Annotated in this window: 26 protein-coding genes; 10 read left to right on the plus strand and 16 right to left on the minus strand. The window is 66.0% G+C overall.

Translation table 11 applies throughout. The features are described 5' to 3' along the window. Window positions 1-4: 4 nt before the first annotated feature. The 3 genes from recX to C722_RS0102680 all read right to left on the minus strand — a co-directional run bounded on the left by recX (window position 5) and on the right by C722_RS0102680 (window position 2,152). On the minus strand, window positions 5-457 hold the full coding sequence (gene recX, locus C722_RS0102670; protein ID WP_017639018.1) for a recombination regulator RecX: 453 nt from the start codon (window positions 455-457) through the stop codon (window positions 5-7). A gap of 64 nt (window positions 458-521) precedes the next feature. After that, entirely contained in the window at window positions 522-1,565 is a 1,044-nt protein-coding gene (recA, locus tag C722_RS0102675; RefSeq protein WP_017639019.1) for a recombinase RecA, read from the minus strand. An 86-nt stretch (window positions 1,566-1,651) separates the two neighbouring features. Next, window positions 1,652-2,152 carry a CinA family protein gene (locus C722_RS0102680; RefSeq protein ID WP_017639020.1) on the minus strand — a complete coding sequence of 167 codons (501 nt, stop codon included), beginning with the start codon at window positions 2,150-2,152 and terminating at the stop codon, window positions 1,652-1,654. Window positions 2,153-2,317: 165 nt separating this feature from the next. Here C722_RS0102680 and C722_RS0102685 point away from each other — a divergent pair, with 165 nt between their 5' ends. The 9 genes from C722_RS0102685 (at window position 2,318) to fdxA (ending at window position 12,783) form a co-directional block, all read left to right on the plus strand. Then, window positions 2,318-3,355 carry a LacI family DNA-binding transcriptional regulator gene (locus C722_RS0102685; RefSeq protein ID WP_017639021.1) on the plus strand — a complete coding sequence of 346 codons (1,038 nt, stop codon included), beginning with the start codon at window positions 2,318-2,320 and terminating at the stop codon, window positions 3,353-3,355. Between the two features lie 57 nt (window positions 3,356-3,412). Beyond that, entirely contained in the window at window positions 3,413-4,195 is a 783-nt protein-coding gene (locus C722_RS0102690; protein WP_017639022.1) for a sugar phosphate isomerase/epimerase, read from the plus strand. Continuing rightward, complete coding sequence (locus C722_RS0102695) at window positions 4,188-5,117, plus strand: sugar kinase (protein WP_017639023.1); 930 nt, start codon at window positions 4,188-4,190, stop codon at window positions 5,115-5,117. Before C722_RS0102690 ends, C722_RS0102695 begins: the two co-directional genes overlap by 8 nt. A gap of 37 nt (window positions 5,118-5,154) precedes the next feature. Beyond that, window positions 5,155-6,438: an MFS transporter gene (locus C722_RS0102700; protein WP_026083602.1), complete on the plus strand. Its 1,284-nt coding sequence runs from the start codon at window positions 5,155-5,157 to the stop codon at window positions 6,436-6,438. A gap of 14 nt (window positions 6,439-6,452) precedes the next feature. After that, window positions 6,453-7,436: a bifunctional glyoxylate/hydroxypyruvate reductase B gene (locus C722_RS0102705; RefSeq protein WP_017639025.1), complete on the plus strand. Its 984-nt coding sequence runs from the start codon at window positions 6,453-6,455 to the stop codon at window positions 7,434-7,436. 53 nt (window positions 7,437-7,489) lie between these two features. Continuing rightward, window positions 7,490-7,696 (plus strand): hypothetical protein, encoded by a 207-nt coding sequence (locus C722_RS0102710; RefSeq protein ID WP_007159388.1) that lies wholly within the window; start codon window positions 7,490-7,492, stop codon window positions 7,694-7,696. A 76-nt stretch (window positions 7,697-7,772) separates the two neighbouring features. Further along, on the plus strand, window positions 7,773-9,722 hold the full coding sequence (locus C722_RS0102715) for an ATP-binding protein (RefSeq protein WP_017639026.1): 1,950 nt from the start codon (window positions 7,773-7,775) through the stop codon (window positions 9,720-9,722). 92 nt (window positions 9,723-9,814) lie between these two features. Beyond that, a complete protein-coding gene (gene mutS, locus C722_RS0102720) occupies window positions 9,815-12,391 on the plus strand; it encodes a DNA mismatch repair protein MutS (protein ID WP_017639027.1) in 2,577 nt (858 codons plus the stop codon). A gap of 68 nt (window positions 12,392-12,459) precedes the next feature. Beyond that, entirely contained in the window at window positions 12,460-12,783 is a 324-nt protein-coding gene (fdxA, locus tag C722_RS0102725; protein ID WP_017639028.1) for a ferredoxin FdxA, read from the plus strand. A gap of 407 nt (window positions 12,784-13,190) precedes the next feature. Here the strand turns inward: fdxA and rpoS are convergent, their stop codons facing one another. The 8 genes from rpoS to C722_RS0102765 all read right to left on the minus strand — a co-directional run bounded on the left by rpoS (window position 13,191) and on the right by C722_RS0102765 (window position 20,467). Beyond that, window positions 13,191-14,183 carry an RNA polymerase sigma factor RpoS gene (gene rpoS / locus C722_RS0102730; protein WP_017639029.1) on the minus strand — a complete coding sequence of 331 codons (993 nt, stop codon included), beginning with the start codon at window positions 14,181-14,183 and terminating at the stop codon, window positions 13,191-13,193. Between the two features lie 110 nt (window positions 14,184-14,293). Then, window positions 14,294-15,130, minus strand: a complete 837-nt coding sequence (locus C722_RS0102735; protein ID WP_017639030.1) for a peptidoglycan DD-metalloendopeptidase family protein — start codon at window positions 15,128-15,130, stop codon at window positions 14,294-14,296. Between the two features lie 170 nt (window positions 15,131-15,300). Continuing rightward, a complete protein-coding gene (locus C722_RS0102740) occupies window positions 15,301-15,939 on the minus strand; it encodes a protein-L-isoaspartate(D-aspartate) O-methyltransferase (protein ID WP_160923793.1) in 639 nt (212 codons plus the stop codon). A gap of 38 nt (window positions 15,940-15,977) precedes the next feature. Continuing rightward, window positions 15,978-16,733 carry a 5'/3'-nucleotidase SurE gene (gene surE / locus C722_RS0102745; RefSeq protein WP_017639032.1) on the minus strand — a complete coding sequence of 252 codons (756 nt, stop codon included), beginning with the start codon at window positions 16,731-16,733 and terminating at the stop codon, window positions 15,978-15,980. Then, the gene (gene truD, locus C722_RS0102750; protein WP_017639033.1) at window positions 16,721-17,779 is read right to left on the minus strand and encodes a tRNA pseudouridine(13) synthase TruD; all 1,059 of its coding nucleotides are present in this window, start codon (window positions 17,777-17,779) and stop codon (window positions 16,721-16,723) included. Before truD ends, surE begins: the two co-directional genes overlap by 13 nt. Further along, window positions 17,776-18,249, minus strand: coding sequence for a 2-C-methyl-D-erythritol 2,4-cyclodiphosphate synthase (gene ispF / locus C722_RS0102755; RefSeq protein WP_017639034.1), 474 nt, complete (start codon window positions 18,247-18,249; stop codon window positions 17,776-17,778). Before ispF ends, truD begins: the two co-directional genes overlap by 4 nt. Window positions 18,250-18,458: 209 nt before the next feature. After that, window positions 18,459-19,313, minus strand: coding sequence for an S-formylglutathione hydrolase (gene fghA, locus C722_RS0102760; RefSeq protein ID WP_173150493.1), 855 nt, complete (start codon window positions 19,311-19,313; stop codon window positions 18,459-18,461). A 41-nt stretch (window positions 19,314-19,354) separates the two neighbouring features. Then, window positions 19,355-20,467, minus strand: a complete 1,113-nt coding sequence (locus C722_RS0102765; RefSeq protein WP_017639036.1) for an S-(hydroxymethyl)glutathione dehydrogenase/class III alcohol dehydrogenase — start codon at window positions 20,465-20,467, stop codon at window positions 19,355-19,357. A 104-nt stretch (window positions 20,468-20,571) separates the two neighbouring features. Here C722_RS0102765 and C722_RS0102770 point away from each other — a divergent pair, with 104 nt between their 5' ends. Further along, entirely contained in the window at window positions 20,572-21,471 is a 900-nt protein-coding gene (locus tag C722_RS0102770; protein WP_017639037.1) for a LysR substrate-binding domain-containing protein, read from the plus strand. Window positions 21,472-21,519: 48 nt separating this feature from the next. On the opposite strand, the gene ispD is transcribed toward C722_RS0102770, so the two are convergent. From ispD to C722_RS0102795, 5 genes are all read right to left on the minus strand, one after another. Beyond that, entirely contained in the window at window positions 21,520-22,221 is a 702-nt protein-coding gene (gene ispD, locus C722_RS0102775; RefSeq protein ID WP_017639038.1) for a 2-C-methyl-D-erythritol 4-phosphate cytidylyltransferase, read from the minus strand. Beyond that, entirely contained in the window at window positions 22,221-22,499 is a 279-nt protein-coding gene (locus C722_RS0102780) for a septum formation initiator family protein (RefSeq protein ID WP_007159473.1), read from the minus strand. The genes ispD and C722_RS0102780 overlap by 1 nt, the downstream gene beginning before the upstream one ends. 165 nt (window positions 22,500-22,664) lie before the next feature. Beyond that, window positions 22,665-23,954 carry a phosphopyruvate hydratase gene (gene eno, locus C722_RS0102785; protein WP_007159474.1) on the minus strand — a complete coding sequence of 430 codons (1,290 nt, stop codon included), beginning with the start codon at window positions 23,952-23,954 and terminating at the stop codon, window positions 22,665-22,667. 79 nt (window positions 23,955-24,033) lie between these two features. Continuing rightward, on the minus strand, window positions 24,034-24,882 hold the full coding sequence (kdsA, locus tag C722_RS0102790; RefSeq protein ID WP_017639039.1) for a 3-deoxy-8-phosphooctulonate synthase: 849 nt from the start codon (window positions 24,880-24,882) through the stop codon (window positions 24,034-24,036). 2 nt (window positions 24,883-24,884) lie between these two features. After that, a complete protein-coding gene (locus C722_RS0102795) occupies window positions 24,885-26,513 on the minus strand; it encodes a CTP synthase (RefSeq protein WP_026083605.1) in 1,629 nt (542 codons plus the stop codon). Window positions 26,514-26,572: the final 59 nt, after the last annotated feature.

Below are 26,572 nucleotides of genomic sequence, written 5' to 3' on the forward strand. Positions count from 1 at the left end.
CTGCCTACCCCCGACTCAGCACCCGGTTGATCCCATCCATGGCATAGCCCCGATAGGCCAGGAAGCGACCCTGCTTGGCGCGTTCCTTGGCATCAGCTGGGGGCGTACCGAATTTCCTGCGCCAGACATCTTCGAGGTGCGCCTGCCAGTCCACGTCCGCTTCACGCAGTGCGGCTTCCACCTGATCCCGCTGCAAGCCGCGCTGACCCAGTTCTTCGCGAATGCGCATGGGCCCGTAACCGGAACGGGCACGGCTGGCGATGTAGCTTTCCAGATAGCGACTCTCGTCGAGCAGGCCATCCTCGACCAGGCGATCCAGCACCGGGCCGAGCAGGCTTTCCTCGGCCCCGCGCCGCCGCAGTTTGCGCGATAGCTCCTCGCGACCATGTTCGCGACGGGCCAGCAGATCCATGGCGGCGAAACGAATGGCAGCGGTGGTATCCAGTGGATTGCCCAAGGGTGATCCTCCTTATGCAAAAACCCCCGCACGAGGCGGGGGTTGTGTCAAACGTGGCACCCGATCACAGATCGATGTCAGCGTCTTCTTCGGCGGCCACTTCGGCCTTCTGATTGGTCGGCTGACTCAGCAGCTTCTCGCGAATCGCCTTGTCCACGGCACCCTTGATCTCGGGATTGTCTTCCAGGAACTTGGCGGCATTGCCCTTGCCCTGGCCGATCTTGCTGCCCTGGTAGCTGTACCAGGCACCCGACTTCTCGATCAGACCCAGCTGCACGCCCAGATCGATGATCTCGCCGTTCAGGTAGATGCCCTTGCCGTAAAGAATCTGGAACTCGGCCTGGCGGAACGGCGGGGCCACCTTGTTCTTGACCACCTTAACGCGGGTTTCGCTGCCGATCACCTCGTCGCCTTCCTTCACCGCGCCGATGCGACGGATGTCGAGACGGACCGAGGAGTAGAACTTCAGGGCGTTACCGCCGGTGGTGGTCTCGGGGTTGCCGAACATCACGCCGATCTTCATGCGGATCTGGTTGATGAAGATGACCAGGCAGTTGGCGTTCTTGATGTTGCCGGTGATCTTGCGCAGCGCCTGGGACATCAGACGCGCCTGCAGACCCACGTGCATGTCACCCATCTCGCCTTCGATCTCGGCCTTGGGCACCAGGGCCGCTACCGAGTCGACGATGATGACGTCGACCGCGTTGGAGCGCACCAGCATGTCGGTGATTTCCAGGGCCTGTTCGCCGGTATCCGGCTGGGACACCAGCAGGTCGTCGACGTTGACGCCCAGCTTGCCGGCGTAGTCCGGATCGAGCGCGTGCTCGGCGTCGACGAAGGCGCAGGTGGCGCCCTGCTTCTGCGCCTGAGCGATGACCGACAGGGTCAGGGTGGTCTTACCCGAGGATTCGGGACCGTAGATTTCGACGATCCGGCCCTTGGGCAGACCACCGATGCCGAGGGCGATGTCCAGACCTAGGGAGCCGGTGGAAATCGCTGGAATGGCCTGGCGCTCGTGATCGCCCATGCGCATCACGGTGCCCTTGCCGAATTGCTTTTCGATCTGTCCCAAGGCCGCGGCCAGGGCACGCTTTTTGTTGTCGTCCATTAGATTCCTCTCGGAGAAAGAAGGGCCAGACGGCCGTGGATACCTGTATAAGTGAACAGTATTAAACCATAGTCGCCCTCTGGTTGCTACACCCGAGGGCCTTTTTCCTCGGCCAGCAAGGCCAATAAAACCTGCAGGGCACGGACCTGGGTCTGCTGGCGGACCGCGGCGCGATCGCCGGCAAAGACCTGCCGTTCGGTGCGCAAATTTTCTCCATCGCGCCAGGCTAGCCAGACCGTGCCGACCGGCTTGCCCGGCACCGCGCCACCCGGCCCGGCGATACCGCTCACCGCGACCGCAAAGCGAGCACCGGCGCGCTGTTGCGCACCCAGCGCCATGGCCGTTACCACCTCTTCGCTGACCGCGCCGACCTGCTCGAACAGCGCCTCGGGTACGTCCAGCTGCAGGGTCTTCTGCCGGTTGGAATAGGTGACGAAGCCGGCCTCGAACCAGGCCGAGCTGCCGGCGACGCGGGTGATCGCCTCGGCGATGCCGCCGCCGGTGCAGGATTCGGCGGTGGTCACCTGGGCACCCGCCGCCTGCAGGGCGTCGCCCAACCGCTGGGCGAGACTATCGAGGGAATCCATCGAGACCTTCCTGTGCGAAAGAGAACATAAGAGGTGACCGCGGCAAGCGAGCGCCTGCAGCGACCACTGGTCGGCCTGCACCTTAGACCGGCTTGCCGGCCCGCGTAAGAAAAGATTTACTGAAACCGGTTTCAGGCACCTACAAAATCCTAACAGCGGTACGCCATGAACGATGTCTTCATCCCCGGTCCGCGCGCCACCCGTGCGACCATCGCCGAAGTGGCCGCCGTCGCCGGCGTGTCCAAGGCCAGCGTGTCCCGCTATATCAGCGGCGATCGTCGCCTGCTGTCAGACGCCCTCGCCACGCGCATCGAGCAGGCCGTGGTCGCCCTCGATTTCCAGCCCAACCAGATGGCCCGTGGCCTCAAGCGTGGACGCAGTCGCCTGATCGGCATGCTGGTGGCCGACCTGCTCAATCCCTACTCCACCGCCGTGATGCACGGCGTGGAAACCGCCTGCCGCCAGCAGGGCTATTCGCTGCTGATCTGCAACACCGATCAGGACGCCCGCCAGGAGCGCCAGCAACTGGCCGCGCTGCAGTCCTACAGCATCGAAGGCCTTATCGTGAACACCTTCGGCCAGCATGCCGCCGACCTGCAGCACCTGGGCAGCCGTCTGCCACTGGTGCTGCTGGACCGCGAGTTGCCGGGCGTCGAGGCCGATCTGGTCGGCCTCGACAACCACCAAGCTATCGAGCTGGGGGTAGCGCACCTGCGCGAGCAGGGCTATCGCGACCTGCTGCTGGTGAGCGAGCCCCTGGACGGGACCAGCTCGCGCCTCCAGCGCCTGGGCGCCTTCGACGCGGCCCTGGCCGAGCACGCTGACTGTCGTGGCGGACACTGTGGCGAGGCCGACAACGCCCTGGCGCTGCAAGCCGCCCTGGCCGCCTTCCTCGCCAGCCCCGGCCCCGGCTCCAAGGCCCTGCTCACCGCCAATGGCGTAGCGACCCTGGCGACGACCCTGGCCCTGCAGGCCCTGGGTGAACCCCTGTTCGAGCGCCTTGGCCTGCTGGCTCTGGATGATCTGGATTGGTTTCCCCTGGTTGGTGGTGGCATCAGCGCCCTGGCCCAGCCTACCCATGCCCTGGGCGTAGCCGCCTTCGAGCGCCTGCAGCGACGCATCGACGGTGACCGCAGCGCGCCATTCCAGCAGACCTTCGGCGCGGAGCTGCGCGTCCGCCAGTCGACTCGCGCCAGGGCCTGAGGGCACCTTTCGCATTTTTATCCGTCATTTGTTGAAACCGGTTTCAGGAGAACAACAATGCCACCGGAGATCGCCATCACCACCTCGGCCTTTGGCGCCGACGGGGTCCGTGCCCAGGGTCAGGCCGCCTGGCTCGATCTGATCGCCGCCGCGGGAGCCTCCCATGTGGAGATCCGCGCCGAACTCTTTACCGAGGCTCCCGACTTCGCGGCCCTGGGCGCCGCCATCCGGGCCGCCGGCCTGGGCTGCGTCTATTCCGTACCCCTGGAGCTCTGGCCCGAAACCGACGCCGCGCTCTCGCCGCGCCTGCCCGAAGCCCTCGCCGAGGCCCGACTGCTGGGCGCCGACACGCTCAAGGTGTCCCTCGGGCACTATCGCGCCGCAGCCGAGCTGGCGGCGCTCGCCCCCCTGCTGACCGACGCCGGCCCTCAGCTGCTGGTGGAAAACGACCAGACCGCCCAGGGTGGCCGGATCGAACCGCTGCGCGCCTTCATCCAGGCGGCGCGGGCAGCGCAGCTGCCGGTGGGACTGACCTTCGATGTCGGCAACTGGCGCTGGCAGGACGAAGACCCGCTGCAGGCCGCCCGCCTGCTCGGCCCGGACGTCCGTTACCTGCATTGCAAGGCGGTACGCCGGCGTGCCGGTGGCCTGCATGCCGTGCCGCCGGAAGCCGCGGACCTGCTGGCCTGGCAGGGGCTGATGACGCACTTCCCCAGCGGCCTGCGACGGGCCATCGAATTTCCCCTGATGGGTGCGGATCTGCTGGCCGAGACCCGTCGCCAGGTGGCGGCGTTGCACACCCTGGATACCCAGGTCCAGGAGGCGCGCCGGCATGGCTGACATCGACATCCTCGCCTTTGGCGAAACCATGACCATGTTCGTCGCCGAGACACCGGGCGAGCTGGCCACGGTCGGCCAGTTCGGCAAGCGCATCGCCGGTGCCGACAACAACGTGGCCATCGGCCTGAGTCGCCTGGGCTTCAAGGTCGCCTGGCTGTCGCGGGTCGGCGATGACTCCTTTGGCCGCTTCGTGCGCACCAGCCTCGAAGCCGAGGGGCTGGACTGCCGCCGCCTCACCGTCGATCCGCGGCACCCCACCGGCTTCCAGCTCAAGTCTCGCGCCACCGATGGCAGCGATCCGGTGGTCGAGTACTTCCGCCGCGGCTCGGCGGCCAGCCACCTCAACATCGAGGAAGACTTCGACCCCAGCCTGCTGCGGGCGCGTCACCTGCATGCCACAGGTATTCCGCCAGCGCTGTCGCCCAGCGCCCGCGACTTCAGCCGCCACCTGCTGCAGGCCATGCGCGACGCCGGCCGCAGCATCTCCTTCGACCCCAATCTGCGGCCTTCCCTCTGGGACAGCGAAGACCAGATGCGCCGTGAACTCAACGACCTCGCCGCCCTGGCCGACTGGGTGCTGCCCGGCCTGGCCGAGGGCCGTCTGCTGACCGGCTACGACACCCCGGCGGACATCGCCGCCTTCTACCTCGACCGCGGCGCCAAGGCCGTGGCCATCAAGCTCGGCCCCGAGGGCGGCTACTGGCGCACCCCCGAGGCCGAGGGTGAGGTGCCCGGCGTCGCCGTGGCCGAGGTGGTCGACACCGTCGGCGCCGGCGATGGCTTCGCTACCGGATTCGTCAGCGGCCTGCTCGATGGCCTCGATGTCGCCGCCGCCGTCGCCCGCGGCAACTGGATCGGCGCCCGCGCCGTGCAGGTGGTCGGCGACATGGAAGGACTGCCCTACCGACACGAACTGCCCTGATCTACACCTTTACAAGAACAATCAAGCAGGTGACCCCATGAACGCCTCTTCTCTCGCTCCACGCCGCTGGTGGTATCTGATGCCAGTGGTCTTCATCACCTACAGCCTGGCCTACCTCGACCGGGCCAACTATGGCTTCGCCGCCGCCTCGGGCATGGCCGACGACCTGGGCATCACCCCGGCGATGTCCTCGCTGCTCGGTGCGCTGTTCTTTCTCGGCTACTTCTTCTTCCAGGTACCCGGCGCCATCTATGCCGAGAAGCGCAGCGTCAAGCGGCTGATCTTCTGGAGCCTAATCGCCTGGGGCGGCCTGGCCACTCTGACCGGCATGGTGCCCAACGTCACCTTGCTCATCGCCATCCGCTTCCTGCTCGGCGTCGTCGAAGCGGCGGTGATGCCGGCGATGCTGGTCTATCTCTGCCACTGGTTCACCAAGCGCGAGCGCTCGCGGGCCAATACCTTCCTGATCCTCGGCAACCCGGTGACCATTCTCTGGATGTCGGTGGTCTCGGGCTATCTGATCCATGCCCTGGACTGGCGCTGGATGTTCATCATCGAAGGCCTGCCGGCGGTGATCTGGGCCTTCATCTGGTGGCGCCTGGCCGCCGAGCGGCCCAAGGATGCCACCTGGCTCGCCGCCGAGGAAAAGGCCCGTCTGGAAGAGGCGCTGAAGGCCGAACAGCAGGGCATGAAGCCGGTCAAGAACTATGCCGAAGCCTTCCGCTCGCCCAAGGTCATCCTGCTGTCGCTGCAGTACTTCTGCTGGAGCATCGGCGTCTATGGCTTCGTCCTCTGGCTGCCGTCGATCCTGCGCCAGGGTGCCCAACTGGACATCGTCCAGGCCGGCTGGCTGTCTTCCCTGCCCTATCTCGCCGCCGTGCTGGCCATGCTCGGCGTGTCCTGGGCCTCGGATCGCATGCAGAATCGCAAGCTGTTCGTCTGGCCGCCGCTGCTGATCGCCGCGCTGGCCTTCCTCGGCTCCTTCGCCCTCGGCCCTCACCACTTCTGGTGGTCCTATGCGCTGCTGGTGGTGGCGGGGGCCTGCATGTACGCCCCCTATGGCCCCTTCTTCGCCATCGTCCCGGAGATCCTGCCCGTCAACGTCGCCGGTGGCGCCATGGCGCTGATCAACAGTATGGGCGCCCTGGGCTCCTTTGCCGGCTCCTACCTGGTGGGCTATCTCAACGGCGTGACCGGCGGTCCCGGCGCGTCCTTCGGCTTCATGGGCGGCGCCCTGCTGGTGGCCGTGGTCCTCACCCTGCTCCTGCGCCAGGAACCGGTCGCTCGCGCCGCGGCGCTCAAGCCCGCCACCAGTCACTAGAGGAAGACTCATCCATGAAAAAGAAGGTGATCCACTACAAGGCCCTGTCGCCAGTGCTGACCGCGCGATTGAGCGAGGCCTTCGACCTGGAGTACATCGACGTCAAGGCCCCGGGCGGCGAAGCCCGGTTGCGCGAACGCCTGCCCGAGGCCCAGGGCCTGCTCGGCTCCAGCTTCAAGCTGACGCCCGAACTACTGGATTTGGCGCCCCGGCTGGAAGCCATCGCCAGCGTCTCGGTGGGTTTCGACAGCTACGACCTGCCCTATCTGCAACGGCGCGGCATCCTGCTCTGCAACACCCCGGATGTGCTCACCGAAAGCGTCGCCGATGCCGCCTTCGCCCTGCTGCTCGCCACCGCGCGGCGCATCGTCGAGCTGGCCGACTGGGTCCGCGCCGGCCAGTGGCAGGCCAGTCTGGGCGAGGACCATTTCGGCTGCGACGTCCATGGCAAGACCCTGGGCCTGGTGGGCATGGGCCGCATTGGCCAGGCCATCGCCCGCCGCGCCCACCTGGGCTTCGGCATGCAGGTCAACTACACCGCCCACGCCGCCAAGCCGGAGGTGGACGAACGCTTTGGCGCACGCTTCCTGGCGCTGCCGGAGTTGCTGGCGAGCTGCGACTTCCTCTGCGTCACCGTGCCCCTGAGCGACGAGACCCACCACCTGTTGGGCGCTGCCGAACTGGCGCGGTTGCCAGCCCATGCCATCCTGATCAATGTCTCGCGCGGCCCGGTGATCGATGAAGCCGCGCTGATCGCCGCCCTGCAGCAAGGCCGCCTGCGTGGCGCCGGGCTGGACGTCTTCGATCGCGAACCCGTGGCGCCGGACTCACCCTTGCTGCGCCTGCCCAACGTGGTACCGACGCCACACCTGGGCTCGGCGACCCAGGAGACGCGCGAGGCCATGGCCCGCTGCGCGGTGGACAACCTGCTGGCCGCCCTGGACGGTCGCCGGCCGGCGAATCTGGTCAACCCGGAGGTCTGGCAGCACCGCGAGTGAGCCTTGGCGCTCATTTGTGGTCAGACCATTATCAGCCCAACGGAGAACGCCCCATGACCGCCTTCGACGATCCCCAAGCCTTCGTCAACCGCGTGCGCGAGCAGGCCGCCGATGCCGAGCGCAGCGGCGACATCCCCCGCCTGCTGCAACTGGTCAACGAACTGGCCACCGCCTTCGAGCGCCAGGCCCGCAGCACGGCGGCGGACAACGCCGAGGTGGCGCGCGCCGTCGAGGAGTTCGAGCGGCACGAGGGCACCTGAACCGCCGGTCCGCCCGCCTTTCGGTCGTGCGCCCTTTCGGTACCGTGACGGACCAGCGTCCCGAGGTCTAGCTCTAGTGCCCATCGCCACCCACACCCTGCTCGGCCGGCTACTCAAGCTGGTCCCGCGGGACGCCCCCGCCCCCTGGCGCTATCTGGGCGCCGCCCTGCTGATCGCCATCGCGGCCGGGATCCGGTTGAGTCTGGGCATCGACAGCCTGCCCTATCTGCTGTTCATCCCCTTCATCATGGCCGCGGCCTTCTGGTTCGGCCTGGGTCCCGGTCTCTGTGCCATCCTGCTGTCGGTGCTGCTGGCCGAGACCCTGTTCGTCAAGGCGCCGGCCTATTTCGCACTGTTCTCCGAGCGCTGGGTGTCCCATGCGCTCTTCGTGCTGGTCAACGTGATCATGGCGATGGTCTGCGCGGCCCAGCGCCGCAGCCTGGAGTCCCTCTATCGCTTCGCCGGCAATCTCGGCGAAGAGGTGACGCTGCGTACCCGCCAGCGCGACCTGATCTGGCAGGCCAGCCCCGATCTGCTCTGCACGGCAAGCCTGGACGGCCAGTTGCTGGACCTCAATCCGGCCTGGACCAGCACCCTGGGCTGGAGCATCGAGCAGCTGCACCACGAGCCCTTCATGGCCTTTGTCCACGTCGAGGATCGCGCCCGCACCGAGGCGGCACTGGAACGTCTCACGCGCGGTGAGCCGGTGTTCGGCTTCGAGAATCGCTATCGGCATCGCACGGGCGGCTATCGCTGGCTGTCATGGAACGCGGTGCTGCAGGACGGCCTCATCTATGCCGCGGTGCGTGAAGTCACCGCCATCCGCGAGCAACAGGAAGCCCTGCGCCAGACCGAGGAACAGCTGCGCCAGAGCCAGAAGATGGAAGCCGTGGGCCAGTTGACCGGGGGCATCGCCCATGACTTCAACAATCTGCTGACCGGCGTGATCGGCAGCCTCGACATGCTCAGTCTGAGACTCGAACAGGGTCGCTTCACTGACCTCGAGCGCTATGCCACCGGCGCCAAGGGTGCCGCCGAACGCGCCGCGGCCCTAACCCACCGGTTGCTCGCCTTTTCCCGCCGCCAGGCGCTGGATCCCTCGGCCACCCAGACCAACGCCCTGGTGCAGGGCATGGAAGAGCTCATCCGCCGCTCGGTAGGCCCCCAGGTCGAGATCCATATCGAACTGGCCGAGGCGCTCGACCTCACCCTGTGCGATCCCCACCAGCTGGAAAACGCCCTGCTCAATCTGTGCATCAACGCCCGGGATGCCATGCCCGAGGGTGGCACGCTGCGCATCGTCACCGCCAATCGCCGCCTCAACGACGCCCAGGCCACCGCGCTGGAATTGCCGGCTGGCGACTACGTGACCCTGGCGGTGCTCGACACCGGTTCCGGAATGCCGCCCGAGGTCCTGGCGCGCGCCTTCGATCCCTTCTTCACCACCAAGCCGGTGGGCATGGGCACTGGCCTGGGCCTGTCGATGATCTATGGCTTCGCCAGGCAGTCCGGTGGCGTTGCCCATATCGCCTCGGCTCCGGGCCGAGGCACTACCGTGACGCTCTATCTGCCACGCCTGGTGGAAATCCCACCGCCGTCGGTCGAGACAATGCGTACCTCGCCGTTACGCTATCCCGCTGGCATGACGGTGCTGGTGGTGGACGACGAACCCCTGGTGCGGACGCTGGTGGACGAGGCCCTGCGCGAACACCGCATCCGCACCCTGGAGGCGACCGATGCCGCCACCGCGTTGCAGGTGCTGGAATCGGATACGCCGCTGGATCTGCTGATCGCCGACGTCGGCCTGCCGGGCGGGTTGAGCGGCTGCCAGCTCGCCGCCCTGGCCCGGGAACGTCGCCCGGGTCTGATGACCCTGCTGATCACCGGCTACGCCGAGGCGGAGCTACCCGGCGAACCCCTGCCCGCTCCTGGCGTCGAGGTGCTGGCCAAGCCCTTCACCCTGGAAAGGCTCATGACCCAGATCGATCTGCTGCTGGCCGCCCGCGAGCAAAAGCCGCAGGCCTGATGCCGCTCCCTTGAGCCGAGTGGGGCCGACAAACGCCACGAGTTGGTGGACAATACGCGGCTATCCCAAGGCAACCGGATCGAAACACCCGCATGAGCGATCTCTCCGCGCACACGCCCATGATGCAGCAGTACCTGAAGATCAAGCATCAGCACCCCGAACAGCTGCTGTTCTATCGCATGGGCGATTTCTACGAGCTGTTCTATGATGACGCCCGGCGTGCCGCCAAGTTGCTCGACATCACCCTGACCGCCCGCGGCGCCTCGGCCGGCAAGTCCATCCCCATGGCCGGCATCCCCTTCCATTCCGCCGAGGGCTACCTGGCCAAGCTGGTCAAGCTCGGCGAATCCGTGGTGATCTGCGAGCAGATCGGCGACCCGGCCACCAGCAAGGGCCCGGTGGAACGCCAGGTGGTACGCATCATCACCCCCGGCACCGTCAGCGACGAGGCGCTGCTCGACGAGCGCCGCGACAACCTGCTGACCGCCGTGCTGGGCGACGAGCGCCTGTTCGGCCTGGCCGTGCTGGACATCGCCAGCGGCCGCTTCACCGTGCAGGAACTAGCCGGCTGGGAAACCCTGCTGGCGGAGCTGGACCGCCTCAATCCCGCCGAGCTGCTGATCCCCGACGACTGGCCCGTCGGCCTGCCCGCCGAGAAGCGCCGCGGCGTGCGTCGTCGGGCGCCCTGGGATTTCGACTGCGATTCGGCGCTCAAGAGCCTCTGCCAGCAATTCGGCACCGGCGACCTCAAGGGCTTCGGTTGCGACAAGCTGGGCCTGGCCCTCGGCGCCGCCGGCTGCCTGCTGGCTTACGCCAAGGAAACCCAGCGCACCGCCCTGCCCCATCTGCGCAGCCTCAGGCACGAGCGTCTGGACGACACCGTCATCCTCGACGGCGCCAGTCGCCGCAACCTGGAATTGGACGTCAACCTGGCCGGTGGTCGCGACAACACCCTGCAATCGGTGGTGGACCGCTGCCAGACCGCCATGGGCAGTCGCCTGCTGACCCGCTGGCTGAATCGCCCGCTGCGCAATCGCGCGGTGATCGAGGCGCGTCAGGACGCCATCACCTGCCTGCTGGAAGGCTATCGCTTCGAGACGCTGCAGCCGCAGCTCAAGGACATCGGCGACCTGGAGCGTATCCTTGCTCGTATCGGCCTGCGCAACGCCCGCCCGCGTGACCTCGCCCGTCTGCGCGATGCCCTGGCCGCGCTGCCGGCGCTGCAGGACGGGCTGACGCAGATGATCGCCCCGCACCTGCTCGATCTGGCCAAGAGCATCCAGACCTATCCGGAACTGGCCGCGACCCTGGCCCGCGCCATCATCGACAACCCGCCGGCGGTGATCCGCGACGGCGGCGTCATCAAGCGCGGCTACGACAGTGAGCTGGACGAGCTGCAGACCCTGAGCGAGAACGCCGGCCAGTTCCTCATGGACCTGGAGGCCCGGGAAAAGGCCCGTACCGGCCTGCAGGGGCTCAAGGTCGGCTACAACCGCGTCCACGGCTATTTCATCGAGATCCCCAGCCGCCAGGCCGAATCGGCACCGGCCGACTACATCCGCCGCCAGACCCTCAAGGGCGCCGAGCGCTTCATCACCCCGGAACTCAAGGCCTTCGAGGACAAGGCCCTGTCGGCCCAAAGTCGCGCCCTGGCGCGGGAAAAGGCCCTCTACGAGGCGCTACTGGACGAACTCATCGGCCACCTGGCGCCGCTGCAGGACAGCGCCGCGGCCCTGGCCGAGCTGGACGTCCTGGCCAACTTCGCCGAACGCGCCCTCAACCTGGACCTCAACAAGCCGCGCTTCGTCGCGGAGCCCTGCCTGAAGATCGGCCAGGGGCGCCACCCGGTGGTGGAGCAGGTGCTGGAAACCCCCTTCGTCGCCAACGACGTCACCCTCGACAACGACACCCGCATGCTGGTGATCACCGGTCCGAACATGGGCGGCAAGTCCACATACATGCGCCAGACCGCGCTGATCGTGCTGCTGGCCCATGTCGGCAGCTTCGTCCCGGCGGCCAGTTGCGAACTGTCCCTGGTGGACCGCATCTTCACCCGCATCGGCTCTAGCGACGACCTGGCCGGTGGCCGCTCCACCTTCATGGTGGAGATGAGCGAGACCGCCAACATCCTGCACAACGCCAGCGAACACAGCCTGGTGCTGATGGACGAGGTCGGCCGCGGCACCAGTACCTTCGACGGCCTGTCCCTGGCCTGGGCCGCCGCCGAGCAACTGGCGCGCCTGCGCGCCTGGACGCTGTTCGCCACCCATTACTTCGAGCTGACCGTGCTGCCGGAAGGCCAGCCGAGCGTGGCCAACGTCCACCTCAACGCCACCGAGCACAACGACCGCATCGTCTTCCTGCACCATGTGCTGCCGGGTCCGGCCAGCCAGAGCTATGGCCTGGCCGTGGCCCAACTGGCCGGCGTGCCGGAGGACGTCATCCTGCGCGCGCGGGAGCATCTCGCCCGCTTGGAAGCGGCCAGTTTCAACGGTGAGGTGGGTACGCCACTGCCGATAAGTATCTCTTCCAAGGACCGCCCCTTGCAGGCCGATCTGTTCGCCAGCGCCGTCCATCCTCTCATCGAGGAACTGGAACGCCTGCAGCCGGACGACATCACACCCAGACGGGCCCTGGAGCTTATCTACGAATGGAAAAAGCGTATCTGAGTTAACGGATACGAGGGTTCCGGCAATGCTGCTAGAATCCGCCGCCTTAGCCTGAGGAGAACGAGCAGATGACCTTCGTCGTCACTGACAACTGCATCAAATGCAAATATACCGACTGCGTGGAAGTCTGCCCGGTGGACTGCTTCTACGAAGGCCCCAACTTCCTGGTGATCCACCCGGACGAGTGCATCGACTGCGCCCTTTGCGAACCCGAATGCCCGGCCCAGGCGATCTTCTCGGAAGACGAGGTACCGGCCGGCCAGGAAGCCTTCATCGAACTCAACAGTGAGCTGGCCAACATCTGGCCGAACATCACCGAGAAGAAGGAAGCCCTGCCTGACGCCGCCGAGTGGGATGGCAAGCCCAACAAGCTCCCCCAGCTCGAACGCTAGGCCTTGCCTGGAATCTCCAGGCAATAAAAAAGGGGGCGGATCGCTCCGCCCCCTTCGTCCCTGTCCCTGTAATCCTGCCACCGTCCTGGTGAACCTCGTCCTGAGGTGATCCCGATCCGCTTCCTGCCGATCCGTGTCGTCCCAGACACAGAGCCGATAGTACTCTCCTCCCGAGCAATGGCAATCTGCCACAAGCCGCCCTCTCAGGCCGCTTCGCTGCTCCGCCCGAAACAAAAAATCGTTATGCGGCAATCACTTGAAGATTAGCCATGCTGATCAAGCGATGCTTTCCGGCAGTCTCAAGCGATCCATGCTTACGCGGCCTGTAAGCCGAGGCTTACAAGAACACGCAGAAAAAAGCCCGGATGAATCCGGGCTTCGTTTGGTTGATATTCAGCTAGGGCTGGTCAGAACAGCGAATCACTGGACAGGCCGTTGCGCTCGAAGATCTCGCGCAATCGCTTGAGTGCCTCGACCTGGATCTGCCGCACCCGCTCGCGGGTCAGTCCGATCTCCTGCCCGACCTCTTCCAGGGTGCAGGCTTCATGACCCCGTAGGCCGAAGCGGCGTACCACCACTTCGCGCTGCTTTTCCGGCAGCTCTAGCAGCCACTGGTCGATGCTCTGGTTGAGATCCGAATCCTGCAGCAATTCGCAGGGGTCGGTGGGGCGATCGTCGGTCAGGGTATCGAGCAGGGTCTTGTCGGAATCGGGACCGAGCACCATGTCCACCGAGCTGATCCGCTCGTTAAGGCCCATCACCCGCTTGACGTCCGCCACCGGTTTTTCCAGCAGCGCGGCGATCTCCTCGGGCGAAGGCTCGTGGTCGAGCTTCTGGGTGAGTTCGCGTGCCGCGCGCAGATGCAGGTTGAGTTCCTTGACCACGTGGATCGGCAGGCGAATGGTGCGGGTCTGGTTCATGATCGCCCGTTCGATGGTCTGCCGGATCCACCAGGTGGCATAGGTGGAGAAGCGGAAGCCCCGTTCGGGGTCGAATTTCTCCACGGCGCGAATCAGGCCCAGATTGCCTTCCTCGATCAGATCGAGCAGCGACAGGCCGCGATTGATGTAGCGGCGGGCGATCTTGACCACCAGGCGCAGGTTGCTTTCGATCATGCGCTTGCGACCGGCGGGATCACCGCGCTGCGCGAGACGCGCGAAATGCACCTCTTCCGCCGGTGACAGCAGTGGCGAGAAGCCAATTTCGTTGAGATAGAGCTGAGTGGCGTCTAGTGCTCGGCCATAATCGGCCAGCTTGGCGCCGCGCAAGACCTGGTTACCGCGCCCGGAGAGCGCCTTGGTCATGGCGGATTCGGTGGATTCCTCACCGAAGGGATTGGAATCGAGAAGCAGGACATCGTCGCCGAGATCGTACTCGGTTTCTTGTTTGTTCTGGATCATCTTGAGTAACCCTTGCTCGTCTGTGCTTCGAGCCAGGGCGTATCGATACGTTGCCGATGCGCCATGACTCGCCCCCAAAGAGCTGCGGGATCGAGTCGGCGCCTAGCGAATCAGCGATTGGGCAAAAACTGCAAGGGATCCACCGGCTTGCCCTGACGGCGAATCTCGAAATGAAGCTTGACCCGGTCGGTCCCGGTCGAACCCATCTCGGCAATCGTCTGCCCTATCTTGACACGCTCACCTTCCCGAACCAGCAACCTACGATTGTGACCGTAGGCACTGACGTAGGTTTCGCTGTGTTTGACGATAACCAGTTCACCATAACCCCGCAGACCGTTTCCGGCATAGACCACGGTGCCATCGGCGGCGGCCATCACGGGCTGGCCTTCCTGGCCGGCGATGTCTATTCCCTTGTTTAGACTGCTGCTGGCGGAGAAGCGACTGATCAGGGTGCCTTTCGTCGGCCAGGCCCAACCGGAGGCCGATTGGGGGACGTCACGGGTCGGCGTCTGGGCTGGCGTCACCGGGGTCGGCGGTGGCGCCGTAGGCAGATTCGGGGTCACCACCGGGGTGGCGGCGGTGGGACTGGAGGTGACGGGCGGCGGGATGGGTACCGGGGTGGCCACCGGACTGCCCGGTGCCGGAGCGGAAGCTACCGTGGCCGGTCGACGGATGATGCGACTGGAACCACTGGCGATGGAACCGTTGCCGAAACGAATGACCTGGCCGACATGGATGACATAGGGCGCACTGAGACCATTCTGGGCCGCCAGGGCACGCCATTCCCAGCCGTTGCGGGAAGCGATCGAAAACAGGGTGTCACCGCGCTTGACGCGATATTGCCCGGAAGTGACCTGGGGCACGCTGCCGCGACCATCGCCGCGGTCGACCACCGGCGCTCGCGAACCATTGCTCGAACAACCCGTCAGCAGCAGGGCCACGAGCACTGTCGCCAGCCAGCCTGATCGCCCTCGTCCTGGAAATCCTTGCGCTCGGGCCTTCACCCGTTCCTCCCGCAGAGTCTGATCATCTACCGTCCGGCCATCCCGCCGGCCTCAAGCGGCCAAAGCCGCCAGGCAGCCTTGGAGCGTGGCACCGGGGTAACGTTCCCTATCGCTCACTGGGCCAGAGGTCCGTTGAGCAGGGGCACGAAACGGACGGCGTTGAGTTCGTGGCGGACGAAGCCGTCGTCTTCGCGCACGATCAGCAGGAGCTTCTGCTCCTCGTCGACGCCCACCGGGATCACCAGGCGACCGCCGGGTGCCAGCTGGTCGAGCAGCGCCTGGGGGACTTCCCGCGCGGCCGCGGTGACGATGATGCCATTGTAGGGCGCCAGCGCCGGCCAGCCCTCCCAGCCATCGCCCCAGCGGAACACCACGTTGCGCAGGTTGAGTTCGAGCAGCCGCTCCTTGGCCCGGTCCTGCAGCGACTGGATCCGCTCCACGGAAAACACCCGCTCCACTGTCTGCGCCAGGATGGCGGTCTGGTAGCCGGAGCCGGTACCGATCTCCATGACCTTGTCCAGCGGCCCGCCGGCGAGCAGGAGCTCGGTCATGCGCGCCACCATGAAGGGCTGGGAGATGGTCTGGTTGTGGCCGATGGGCAGCGCCGTGTCTTCGTAGGCGCGATGGGCCAGGGCCTCGTCGACGAACAGATGACGCGGCGTACGGCGGATCACCTCCAGCACCTGGGCGTTGGACAGCCCCTCTTCGTAGAGGCGCTGGATGAGCCGCTCCCGGGTGCGCTGGGAGGTCATGCCGATGCCGTGTCTTTGCATATGCTCTTGCCCCTGAGTCATGTCAGCAGCTCCGTCAGGGCCGACAGGCCGGCGAAACCCTCGCGGAAGGTGCGATCGAACTGCAGCGGCGTCACCGACACGTAGCCTTCCAGCACGGCATGGAAATCGGTGCCTGGTCCGCCATCCACGGCATCGCCGGAGACCGAAATCCAGTAGCCGGCCTTGCCCCGCGGATTGATCTCGCGCACCGGCGGCTTGGCCTGGGCACGGTGCCCTAGACGGGTCAGCTGCAGGCCCTTGATCTGCTCGAGCGGCAGATCCGGGATGTTGACGTTGAGCACGGTGCGCGGCGGCAGGTCGAAGCGCTCGTGCAGGGCGACGATGCGGGTCGCGATCTCGGCCGCCACCGCCATGTTGTCTGGGCTGCGCGAGACCAGCGAAAAGGCCAGGGCCGGACGATCGAGGAAACGCCCTTCCATGGCTGCGGCCACGGTGCCGGAATAGAGAACGTCGTCGCCCAGGTTGGCACCCAGGTTGATGCCGGCCACCACCATGTCCGGCGTCTCGTCCAGCAGGCCGTTGAGGCCGAGGTGAACGCAATCGGTAGGCGTGCCGTTGACGCCCAGGAAGCCATTGGGCAGGCGCTGCGGATGCAGGGGGCGGTCCAGTGTCAGGGCACTGCTCACGCCGCTCATGTCATAGAGCGGCGCGACTACCTGGCACTCGTAGTCCGCACGAGCGGAGAGCGCGGCATGCAGCGCGGCGATACCGGGGGCCAGCACCCCATCGTCGTTGGCGATCAGAAGTCGCATGGATGTTCCGTCTGCCCTGCCTCGCCAAGCGTTACCAGCTCGCGAACCACTGCGGTGGCGAAACAGCCGGCCGGCAGGACGAATTCGAGTTGCAGAATGTCAGGAGCGGGATAATGCCACGTCAGGCCGCCGATGGGGAGGCGCAGGATGCGCCGTTCATGCGAGAGGCCGGCACCGGCCAGCCAGGCGGGCAGCTCTCCGGCGGCCTTCGCCACCGCCTGTTCCAGGGCGGCGGCCGGCCCCTGCACCGGTGACTCGCCGGCGCCCCACAGGGGGCCGGTGGGGTGCAGATCGAGCGCCGCCAGGCGCGGATCCTCTAGATCGGCGGTGGTCGCTGGAAAGTGGCTGCGGCTGTCGGTGAAGGCCAGCAGGTCGCCCTCCTGCGCCCGCTGCCACGAGCCATCGGCGACACGACCGGCCAGCACCTGATTGAACAGCCAGCTGCGCGCGGCGGACAGGGTCCGCGAACGCCGGTTGCGCTGCTCGGGCAGGCGCTGGTCGCGGGCGCACGCTTGAGCATCGGCCAGATTGCCGCCCTCATGGCCGAAACGCTGCGGACCGAAATAGTTGGGTACGCCCTTGGCGGCGATGGCCTGCAACCGCGCCTCCAGCGCCACGGCATCAGCCTTGAGCCCGGTCAGGCGCAGGCGGAAGCCATTGGCGGCATGGGCGCCGCGTTGCAGCTTGCGCCGGTGCCGCCCCTGCTGGAGGATCACCAGCGTCTCGTCGCAGGCGGCCGCGAGGTCCGGATCGGCCTTGCCGGGCAGGTGCAGGCTGAACCACTGACGGGTCAAGGCCTGGCGATCCTTGAGGCCGGCGTAGCTGATCGCCCGCTGGGGCACGCCAGCGGCACGGGCGAGGCGGCGCACGGCCTCCTCGGTGTTGAGGCCGCGCTTCTCGACCCACAGCCAGAGGTGCTCGCCATCACCGCTCAGCGGGATGTCCAGTACCTCGTCCACCTGGAAGTCCTCGGCGCTGGCCTTGAGGATCGCCTGGCCACAGGGCTCGCCATGGGCGCGCGGCCCGAGCAGCTGGTCTTCGGTCATAGCGGCAGCAACAGGGCCACGGCGTGCACGGCGATGCCTTCTTCGCGCCCGACGAAACCCAGACGCTCGGTGGTGGTGGCCTTGACGTTGACCTGGCCCAGTTCGACCTGCAGGTCCTCGGCGATAGCCTGGCGCATGGCCTCGATGTGCGGCGCCATCTTCGGCGCCTGGGCCGCGATGGTGCCGTCGACGTTGCCGACCTGCCAGCCCTGCTCGCGCACCAGACCGACCACATGACGCAGAAGCACCCGGCTGTCGGCGCCCTTGAAGCGCGGATCGGTATCGGGGAAATGCTTGCCGATGTCGCCCAGGGCGGCCGCGCCCAGCAGGGCGTCGGCCAGGGCGTGCAACAGCACGTCGCCGTCGGAGTGGGCGACCAGGCCGTGGTGGTGGGGAATGCGAATGCCACCGAGGGTGATGAAATCGCCCTCGCCGAAGGCGTGAACGTCGAAACCGTGACCTATGCGCATGAAGAGAGACGCCCTGGAAAATGACAGGGCGTCGATTCTACCGGCTGGCAACAGCTTCCGTCGCCCTTAGGCTCTGTACCAAAAGTGCCTGCGCTCGGTAATGCTTCGTTGAAAAACGCTTCGGAATGCTCATTTACCGTTAATAAACTCCGCTTCCTCAGCGCTTTTCGCCTTGCCTGACCTTCGCTCGGCAACTTTTCGTACAGAACCTATGGGGTCGACAGGGCCGCCGCGTGATGCCGCAGATGGTCGTCGATGAAGCTGGCGACGAAGAAATAGCTGTGGTCATAGCCGGGTTGCAGCCGCAGTTCCAGCGGATGACCCGCGGCTTCCGCCGCCCGCTGCAGCGCCTGGGGCTTGAGCTGTTCGGCGAGGAAGCTGTCCTGCTCGCCCTGGTCGACCAGCAGCGGCAGCCGCTCCTCGGCCTTGGCCAGCAGCGCACAGGCATCCCATTCCGCCCAGGTACTGCGGTCTTCGCCCAGATAGTTCGAAAAAGCCTTGTGCCCCCAGGGGCAATCCAGCGGATTGACGATGGGCGAGAAGGCCGACACCGAACGATAGCGACCCGGATGGCGCAGGGCGCAGATCAGGGCCCCGTGGCCACCCATGGAATGACCGCTGACGCCGCGGCGATCGGAGACCGGAAAGTTGGCTTCGATCAGCGCCGGCAGTTCCTCGACCACATAGTCGTGCATGCGGTAGTGCCGGGCCCAGGGCTGCTGGGTGGCGTTGATGTAGAAGCCGGCACCCAGACCGAAGTCCCAGGCCTTGTCGGGGTCGTCCGGCACGTCCTCGCCCCGCGGACTGGTGTCCGGCGCCACCAGCACCAGGCCCAGCTCGGCGGCCAAGCGCTGGGCACCGGCCTTCTGCATGAAATTCTCGTCGGTACAGGTCAGGCCCGACAGCCAGTAGAGTACCGGCAGATCGCTGCGGGCTTCCGCCTGGGGCGGCAGATAGACGGCGAAGGTTATGTCGCAGTCGAGGCTGCGGGCGCGGTGGCGATAGCGCTTGTGCCAGCCGCCGAAACTCTTGTTGCTGGAGAGCAGTTCGAGACTCATGGTCATCTCCCTCGGAAAGAACGCGCCCGTGGGCGCCCTCTCGGCGATCAGTAGTGGACGACGGTGCGGATGCTCTTGCCTTCGTGCATCAGCTCGAAGGCCTCGTTGATCTGCTCCAGGCCCATGGTGTGGGTGATGAAGGTATCCAGCGGAATCTCGCCGCTCTGCGCCTTACGCACATAGCCGGGCAGCTCGCTACGGCCCTTGACGCCACCGAAGGCGCTGCCGCGCCAGACGCGACCGGTCACCAGCTGGAACGGCCGGGTGCTGATCTCCTGGCCAGCACCGGCCACGCCGATAATCACCGACTCGCCCCAGCCCTTGTGGCAGCACTCCAGGGCCGCCCGCATCAGGTTGACGTTGCCGACGCACTCGAAACTGTAGTCGACGCCGCCATCGGTCAGCTCGACGATGACCTCCTGGATCGGCTTCTGGTGATCCTTGGGATTGACGAAGTCGGTGGCGCCCAACTCGCGGGCGATGTCGAACTTGGACGGATTGATGTCGATGGCGATGATGCGGCTGGCCTTGGCCATCTTGGCGCCGATGATGGCCGCCAGACCGATGCCGCCCAGGCCGAAGACGGCCACGGTCGCGCCCTCTTCCACCTTGGCGGTGTTGAGCACGGCGCCGATGCCGGTGGTGACGCCACAGCCCAGCAGGCAGACCTTTTCCAGGGGCGCCTCGGCGGGGATCTTGGCCACCGAGACTTCCGGCAGCACCGTGTACTCGGAGAAGGTCGAGCAGCCCATGTAGTGATAGATCGGCTCGCCATTGTAGGAGAAGCGGGTGGTGCCATCGGGCATCAGGCCCTTGCCCTGGGTCGCGCGCACCGAGCTGCAGAGGTTGGTCTTGCCGGACTTGCAGAATTTGCACTGGCCGCATTCGGCGGTATACAGCGGGATGACGTGATCGCCGACGGCGACCGAGGTCACGCCCTCGCCCACCGCTTCGACGATGCCACCGCCCTCGTGACCGAGGATGCAGGGAAAGACGCCCTCGGAGTCCTGGCCGGACAGGGTGTAGGCATCGGTGTGGCAGACGCCGGTGGCGACGATGCGGATCAGCACCTCACCGGCCTTGGGCGGCTCGACGTCCACTTCGACGATCTTCAGAGGCTCATTGGGCGCGAAGGCTACGGCGGCGCGGGACTTGATCATGGTCGACTCCAGAGGGACGAAAAAACGAGGTGACCAGTTTAGACGCCAGAAATCCTGGAACAATCGGGCATACTGGAATTCATTTTTGCCATAGGGAAACAATCATGGGCTGGGAAGGCATCGACGAATTCGTCGCCGTGGCGAGCACCCTGCACTTCGGCCAGGCCGCCGATCGTCTCGGCACCTCGACTTCCCATGTCAGCCGTCAGGTCGCCCGCCTGGAAGAACGCCTGCAGGCGCGGCTGCTCTATCGCAGCACCCGCAGCGTGGCCCTCACCGAAGCCGGCCACACCTTCCTGCAGCACTGCCGCCGTCTGCAGGAGGCGCGCGACGAAGCCCTGCGCGAGGTCAGCGACCTCTCCAGCCAGCCCAAGGGACTGATCCGCATGACCTGCGCCGTGACCTATGGCGAGCGTTTCGTCGTGCCCCTGGTCAACGACTTCCTCGCCCGCCATCCCGAGGTGAGTCTGGAGCTGGACCTGACCAATCGCACCGTCGACCTGCTGCACGAAGGCTACGACCTGGCCATCCGCCTGGGCCGTCTGGCCGATTCCCGCCTGGTGGCGACCCGGCTGGCGCCGCGGGAGCTCTATCTGTGCGCCGCACCCAGCTATCTGGAGCGCTTCGGCGCGCCTCACACCCTGTCGGAACTCGCTCGCCATCGCTGCCTGGTCGGCACCAGCGACATCTGGAGCTTTCGCGAAAACGAGCGCGAGGTGCTGCACCGGGTCCAAGGCTCCTGGCGCTGCAACAGCGGCCAGGCGGTATTGGACGCCGCGCTGCGCGGCTTCGGCCTGTGCCAGCTGCCTGACTACTATGTGCTGCCGCATCTGGCCCGGGGCGAACTGCGTGCACTGCTGGACAACCGCCAGCCGCCCAATAGCGCGGTCTGGGCGCTCTATCCGCAGCGGCGTTTTCTCTCACCGAAGATTCGCCTGCTGGTGGAACACCTCAAGCAGGGCCTGGGCACCCCGCGCCCAGGCGTTCGTCCCCCAGCGGGTTGAACGCAGCGAGCGAGTCTTTTAAGCGATGGGCCACTGCGGGCCTGGATCCTAGGCCTCGGTGAAGACCCGTTGCAGCCGCTGCAGGTCTTCGGGGGTGGTGACCTTGATGTTGTCCGCGCGGCCTTCAACCAGGCGCGGCGCATGCCCGGCCCACTCCATGGCCGAAGCCTCGTCGGTGATGGCGGCGCCCGCTGCCAGGCCGGCGCTCAGGGCGTCACGCAGGGCACCGAGGCGAAACATCTGCGGCGTATAGGCCAGCCAGACCTGGCTGCGATCCACGGTCTCGCTCACCCGGCCATCGCGGCCGACGCGCTTGAGGGTATCCCGCGCTGGCACGCCCAGGAGGCCACCCACCGGGTCCTGGGCTAGCTCGGCCAGCAGCCGGTCGAGATCCTCGCGGTGGAGATTGGGCCGCGCGGCATCGTGCACCAGCACCCAGTCGCCAGCGGTGGCGCCCTGCTCGCCTAGCAGCAGCAGGCCGCCCAGCACCGAGTCGGCCCGTTCGCGACCACCGGGGGCGCGCAGGATGCGGGCATCGCGGGCGCAGGCCAGGGTCGGCCACCAGGGGTCTTCCGGCGCCAGGCTCACCGCCAGTCCACGCAGGCGCGGATGGTCGAGAAAACAGTCGAGAGTGCGCTCCAGCAGGCTGCGGCCGCACAGGTCGAGGTATTGCTTGGGTCGGTCGGCACGCATCCGCGCGCCTATGCCCGCGGCGGGAATGACCGCCCAGAAGGAAGGCAGAAGGGACATTATTTGGATTGCAGGAAAAGGGTTTCGCCTTGTTTGACCATGCCGAGTTCGTGGCGGGCACGCTCCTCGACGGTCTCCATGCCTTTCTTGAGCTCGACGACCTCGGCTTCGAGGATCTCGTTGCGCTCCAGCAGGCGCTTGTTCTCGCCATTCTGGTCGGCGATCTGCTGCTTGAGTTCGCGCACCTGGGCGAAGCTGCCATCACCGACCCACAGGCGATACTGGAGACCGCCGAGCAGCAGGAGCAGGAAGGGGAACAGCCAGTAGGGACTTCGCATGGGAGGTAACGGATTCGCGGACGGCGGATGCCGCAAGGACGGCGGCAGAGACGAAAACAGGATAGAAGCCCAGCTCTACGCTTGTAAACTGGGCATCTATCCTGTGGTCCGTCGGACGTGGTGGGAGGTGACGACCTAGGTCATCGCCTCCCGGTCACACAGATTTTAGCTGCGGAACTCGGCACGACCACGGTAAGGCGCCTTGGCACCCAGCTGCTCTTCGATGCGCAGCAGCTGGTTGTACTTGGAGACGCGATCGGAACGGCACAGCGAACCGGTCTTGATCTGACCGGCGGCGGTGCCTACGGCCAGGTCGGCGATGGTGGAGTCTTCGGTCTCGCCGCTGCGGTGGGAGATCACCGCGGTGTAGCCGGCGGCCTTGGCCATCTGGATGGCTTCCAGGGTCTCGGTCAGGGAGCCGATCTGGTTGAACTTGATCAGGATCGAGTTACCGATGCCCTTCTCAATGCCTTCCTTGAGGATCTTGGTGTTAGTGACGAACAGGTCGTCGCCCACCAGCTGCACCTTGCTGCCGATCTTGTCGGTCAGGGCCTTCCAACCGGCCCAGTCGGACTCGTCCATACCGTCTTCGATAGAGATGATCGGGAACTGCTCGGTCAGCCCGGCCAGGTAGTCGGCGAAACCGTTGGCGTCGAAGGCCTTGCCCTCGCCGGACAGGTCGTACTGACCGTCCTTGTAGAACTCGCTGGAGGCGCAGTCCAGGGCCAGGGTCACGTCGGTGCCCAGCTCGTAGCCGGCGTTCTTCACCGCTTCGGCGATGGCGGCCAGGGCGTCGGCGTTAGAGGCCAGGTTGGGCGCGAAGCCGCCTTCGTCACCCACGGAGGTGCTCAGGCCACGGGCCTTGAGCACGGCCTTGAGGTGATGGAAGATCTCAGCGCCCACGCGCAGGGCGTCGGCGAAGCTCTTGGCGCCGACCGGCTGGACCATGAATTCCTGGATGTCGACGTTGTTGTCGGCATGCTCGCCGCCGTTGATGATGTTCATCATCGGTACCGGCATGGAGTACTGACCGGGGGTGCCGTTCAGGTTGGCGATGTGGGCGTAGAGCGGCAGGTCCTGGTCTTCGGCGGCGGCCTTGGCGGCGGCCAGGGACACGGCCAGGATGGCGTTGGCGCCCAGCTTGGCCTTGTTGTCGGTGCCATCCAGCTCGATCATGGCGCGGTCCAGCGCCTTCTGGTCGCTCGGATCCTTGCCCAGCAGCAGGTCACGGATCGGGCCGTTGATGTTGCCCACGGCCTTCAGCACGCCCTTGCCCAGGTAGCGGCTCTTGTCGCCGTCGCGCAGCTCCAGTGCCTCGCGCGAACCGGTGGACGCGCCGGACGGCGCAGTGGCGCGACCGACGATACCGTTGTCCAGGATCACGTCCGCTTCAACGGTGGGGTTGCCGCGGGAATCCAGGACTTCACGTCCCTTGATGTCGACGATGTTAGCCATTTTTGTATCGATCTCCATGTTACCGGTCATTGACGGATCAGCCTTCGGCTACCCGCGAGCCTTTTGGTTCAGCCGCCGCTCAGGCAGTTTCGATCGGCGTGAACGACTTCACCAGCTCGTCCAGCGCCTTGAGCTGGGCCAGGAAGGGCTCCAGCTTGTCCAGGCGCAAGGCACAAGGGCCATCGCACTTGGCGTGTTCGGGATCCGGATGGGCTTCCAGGAACAGACCGGCCAGGCCCTGGCTCATGCCGGCCTTGGCCAGGTCGGTGACCTGGGCGCGGCGGCCACCGGCGGAATCGGCGCGCCCACCCGGCATCTGCAGGGCATGGGTCACGTCGAAGAACACCGGGTAGCCGAAGCTCTTCATGATGCCGAAGCCGAGCATGTCGACCACCAGGTTGTTGTAGCCGAAGGAGGAACCACGCTCGCAGAGGATCAGCTGGTCGTTACCGGCTTCTTCGCACTTGGCGAGGATGTGCTTCATCTCCTGGGGCGCAAGGAACTGCGCTTTCTTGATGTTGATCACGGCGTCGGTCTTGGCCATGGCCACCACCAGGTCGGTCTGCCGCGAGAGGAAGGCCGGCAGCTGGATGATGTCGCACACCGCCGCCACCGGAGCCGCCTGGTAGGGCTCGTGGACGTCGGTGATCACCGGCATGCCGAAGGTGGCCTTGAGCTCTTCGAAGATGCGCAGGCCGGCTTCCATGCCCGGGCCGCGATAGCTGGTCACCGAGGAACGGTTGGCCTTGTCGAAGCTGGCCTTGAAGACATAGGGGATGCCCAGCTTCTCGGTCACCTTGACGTATTGCTCGCACACCTGCATGGCCAGGTCACGGGACTCCAGCACGTTCATGCCGCCGAACAGCACGAAGGGCTTGTCGTTGGCGATCTCGATGTTGCCGACGCGGACGATCTTCTGAGCGGTCATGATCAATCCTTCTTGGCGTAGCGCAGGGCGGCGTTGACGAAGCCGCTGAACAGCGGATGGCCATCACGCGGGGTGGAGGTGAACTCCGGGTGGAACTGGCAGGCGACGAACCAGGGATGATCCGGGGCCTCCACCACTTCCACCAGGGCACCATCGCCCGAACGACCGGAGATCTTCAGGCCGGCGGCCTGGATCTGCGGCAGCAGATTGTTGTTGACCTCGTAGCGATGACGATGGCGCTCGACGATGACGTCCTGGCCATAGCAGTCGTGCACCTGGGTGCCACCGATCAGCTGGCACTCCTGGGCGCCCAGGCGCATGGTGCCGCCTAGGTCGGAGCCTTCGGTACGGATCTCGGTGGCGCCGGTGGAATCCTGCCATTCGGTGATCAGGCCGACCACCGGGTGGCCGCTGGCCTTGTCGAATTCGGTGGAGTTGGCGTCTTTCCAGCCCAGCACGTTACGGGCGAATTCGATGACCGCCACCTGCATGCCCAGGCAGATGCCCAGGTAGGGGATCTTGTTCTCGCGGGCGTACTGCACGGTGGCGATCTTGCCTTCCACGCCACGCAGGCCGAAGCCGCCGGGCACCAGAATGGCGTCCACGCCCTTGAGCAGATGGGTGCCCTGCTGCTCGATGTGCTCGGAGTCGATATAGCGCAGGTTGACCTTGGTGCGGCTCTGGATGCCGGCGTGGGTCATGGCCTCGATCAGCGACTTGTAGGCGTCGAGCAGTTCCATGTACTTGCCGACCATGGCGATGGTGACTTCCTGCTCGGGATTGAGCTTGGCGTCCACCACGCGATCCCACTCGGACAGATCGGCCGGCTTGCACTCCAGGCCGAAGCGCTCGACGACGAACTCGTCCAGGCCCTGGGCGTGCAGCACCGAAGGAATGCGGTAGATGGTGTCGACGTCTTCCAGGGAGATGACCGCACGCTCTTCGACGTTGGTGAAGAGGGCGATCTTGCGGCGGGAGGAGCTGTCGACGGTGTGGTCGGAGCGGCAGATCAGCACATCGGGCTGCAGGCCGATGGAGCGCAGTTCCTTGACCGAGTGCTGGGTCGGCTTGGTCTTGGTCTCGCCGGCGGTGGCGATGTAGGGCACCAGGGTCAGGTGCATCAGCATGGCGCGGCGCGCCCCGATCTCCACCCGCAGCTGGCGGATGGCCTCGAGGAAGGGCTGCGACTCGATGTCGCCGACGGTACCGCCGATCTCCACCAGGGCCACGTCGGCATCGCCGGCGCCCTTGATGATGCGCCGCTTGATCTCGTCGGTGATGTGCGGAATCACCTGCACGGTGGCGCCCAGGTAATCGCCGCGGCGCTCCTTGCGCAGCACGTCCATATAGATGCGCCCGGTGGTGAAGTTGTTGTTCTGGGTCACCGTGGTGCGGATGAATCGCTCGTAGTGACCCAGGTCCAGGTCGGTCTCGGCGCCGTCATGGGTGACGAACACCTCGCCGTGCTGGAAGGGACTCATGGTGCCGGGATCCACGTTGATGTAGGGATCCAGCTTGAGCATGGTGACCTTCAGCCCTCTCGCTTCCAGAATGGCGCCCAGGGAAGCCGAGGCGATGCCTTTCCCCAAAGAAGAAACAACACCGCCCGTGACGAAAATAAAGCGCGTCATGAAAATTCCTAGAATCTGCGTTGAGGCGGAGAGCCGCCGATGAAAGCGAGAGCGGTCGG

It is taken from the genome of Pseudomonas sp. 313 (genome assembly GCF_000316965.1).
Classification (GTDB): Bacteria; Pseudomonadota; Gammaproteobacteria; order Pseudomonadales; family Pseudomonadaceae; genus Chryseomonas; species Chryseomonas benzopyrenica.

Coding starts and splice junctions, on each gene's coding strand:
- recA (WP_017639019.1), bottom strand. CDS start 1,565: ATGGACGACAACAAAAAGCGTGCCCTGGCCGCGGCCTTGGGACAGATC.
- C722_RS0102680 (WP_017639020.1), bottom strand. CDS start 2,152: ATGGATTCCCTCGATAGTCTCGCCCAGCGGTTGGGCGACGCCCTGCAG.
- C722_RS0102685 (WP_017639021.1), top strand. CDS start 2,318: ATGAACGATGTCTTCATCCCCGGTCCGCGCGCCACCCGTGCGACCATC.
- C722_RS0102690 (WP_017639022.1), top strand. CDS start 3,413: ATGCCACCGGAGATCGCCATCACCACCTCGGCCTTTGGCGCCGACGGG.
- C722_RS0102695 (WP_017639023.1), top strand. CDS start 4,188: ATGGCTGACATCGACATCCTCGCCTTTGGCGAAACCATGACCATGTTC.
- C722_RS0102700 (WP_026083602.1), top strand. CDS start 5,155: ATGAACGCCTCTTCTCTCGCTCCACGCCGCTGGTGGTATCTGATGCCA.
- C722_RS0102705 (WP_017639025.1), top strand. CDS start 6,453: ATGAAAAAGAAGGTGATCCACTACAAGGCCCTGTCGCCAGTGCTGACC.
- C722_RS0102710 (WP_007159388.1), top strand. CDS start 7,490: ATGACCGCCTTCGACGATCCCCAAGCCTTCGTCAACCGCGTGCGCGAG.
- mutS (WP_017639027.1), top strand. CDS start 9,815: ATGAGCGATCTCTCCGCGCACACGCCCATGATGCAGCAGTACCTGAAG.
- fdxA (WP_017639028.1), top strand. CDS start 12,460: ATGACCTTCGTCGTCACTGACAACTGCATCAAATGCAAATATACCGAC.
- rpoS (WP_017639029.1), bottom strand. CDS start 14,183: ATGATCCAGAACAAACAAGAAACCGAGTACGATCTCGGCGACGATGTC.
- C722_RS0102740 (WP_160923793.1), bottom strand. CDS start 15,939: ATGACCTCCCAGCGCACCCGGGAGCGGCTCATCCAGCGCCTCTACGAA.
- surE (WP_017639032.1), bottom strand. CDS start 16,733: ATGCGACTTCTGATCGCCAACGACGATGGGGTGCTGGCCCCCGGTATC.
- truD (WP_017639033.1), bottom strand. CDS start 17,779: ATGACCGAAGACCAGCTGCTCGGGCCGCGCGCCCATGGCGAGCCCTGT.
- ispF (WP_017639034.1), bottom strand. CDS start 18,249: ATGCGCATAGGTCACGGTTTCGACGTTCACGCCTTCGGCGAGGGCGAT.
- fghA (WP_173150493.1), bottom strand. CDS start 19,313: ATGACCATGAGTCTCGAACTGCTCTCCAGCAACAAGAGTTTCGGCGGC.
- C722_RS0102765 (WP_017639036.1), bottom strand. CDS start 20,467: ATGATCAAGTCCCGCGCCGCCGTAGCCTTCGCGCCCAATGAGCCTCTG.
- C722_RS0102770 (WP_017639037.1), top strand. CDS start 20,572: ATGGGCTGGGAAGGCATCGACGAATTCGTCGCCGTGGCGAGCACCCTG.
- ispD (WP_017639038.1), bottom strand. CDS start 22,221: ATGTCCCTTCTGCCTTCCTTCTGGGCGGTCATTCCCGCCGCGGGCATA.
- C722_RS0102780 (WP_007159473.1), bottom strand. CDS start 22,499: ATGCGAAGTCCCTACTGGCTGTTCCCCTTCCTGCTCCTGCTGCTCGGC.
- eno (WP_007159474.1), bottom strand. CDS start 23,954: ATGGCTAACATCGTCGACATCAAGGGACGTGAAGTCCTGGATTCCCGC.
- kdsA (WP_017639039.1), bottom strand. CDS start 24,882: ATGACCGCTCAGAAGATCGTCCGCGTCGGCAACATCGAGATCGCCAAC.
- C722_RS0102795 (WP_026083605.1), bottom strand. CDS start 26,513: ATGACGCGCTTTATTTTCGTCACGGGCGGTGTTGTTTCTTCTTTGGGG.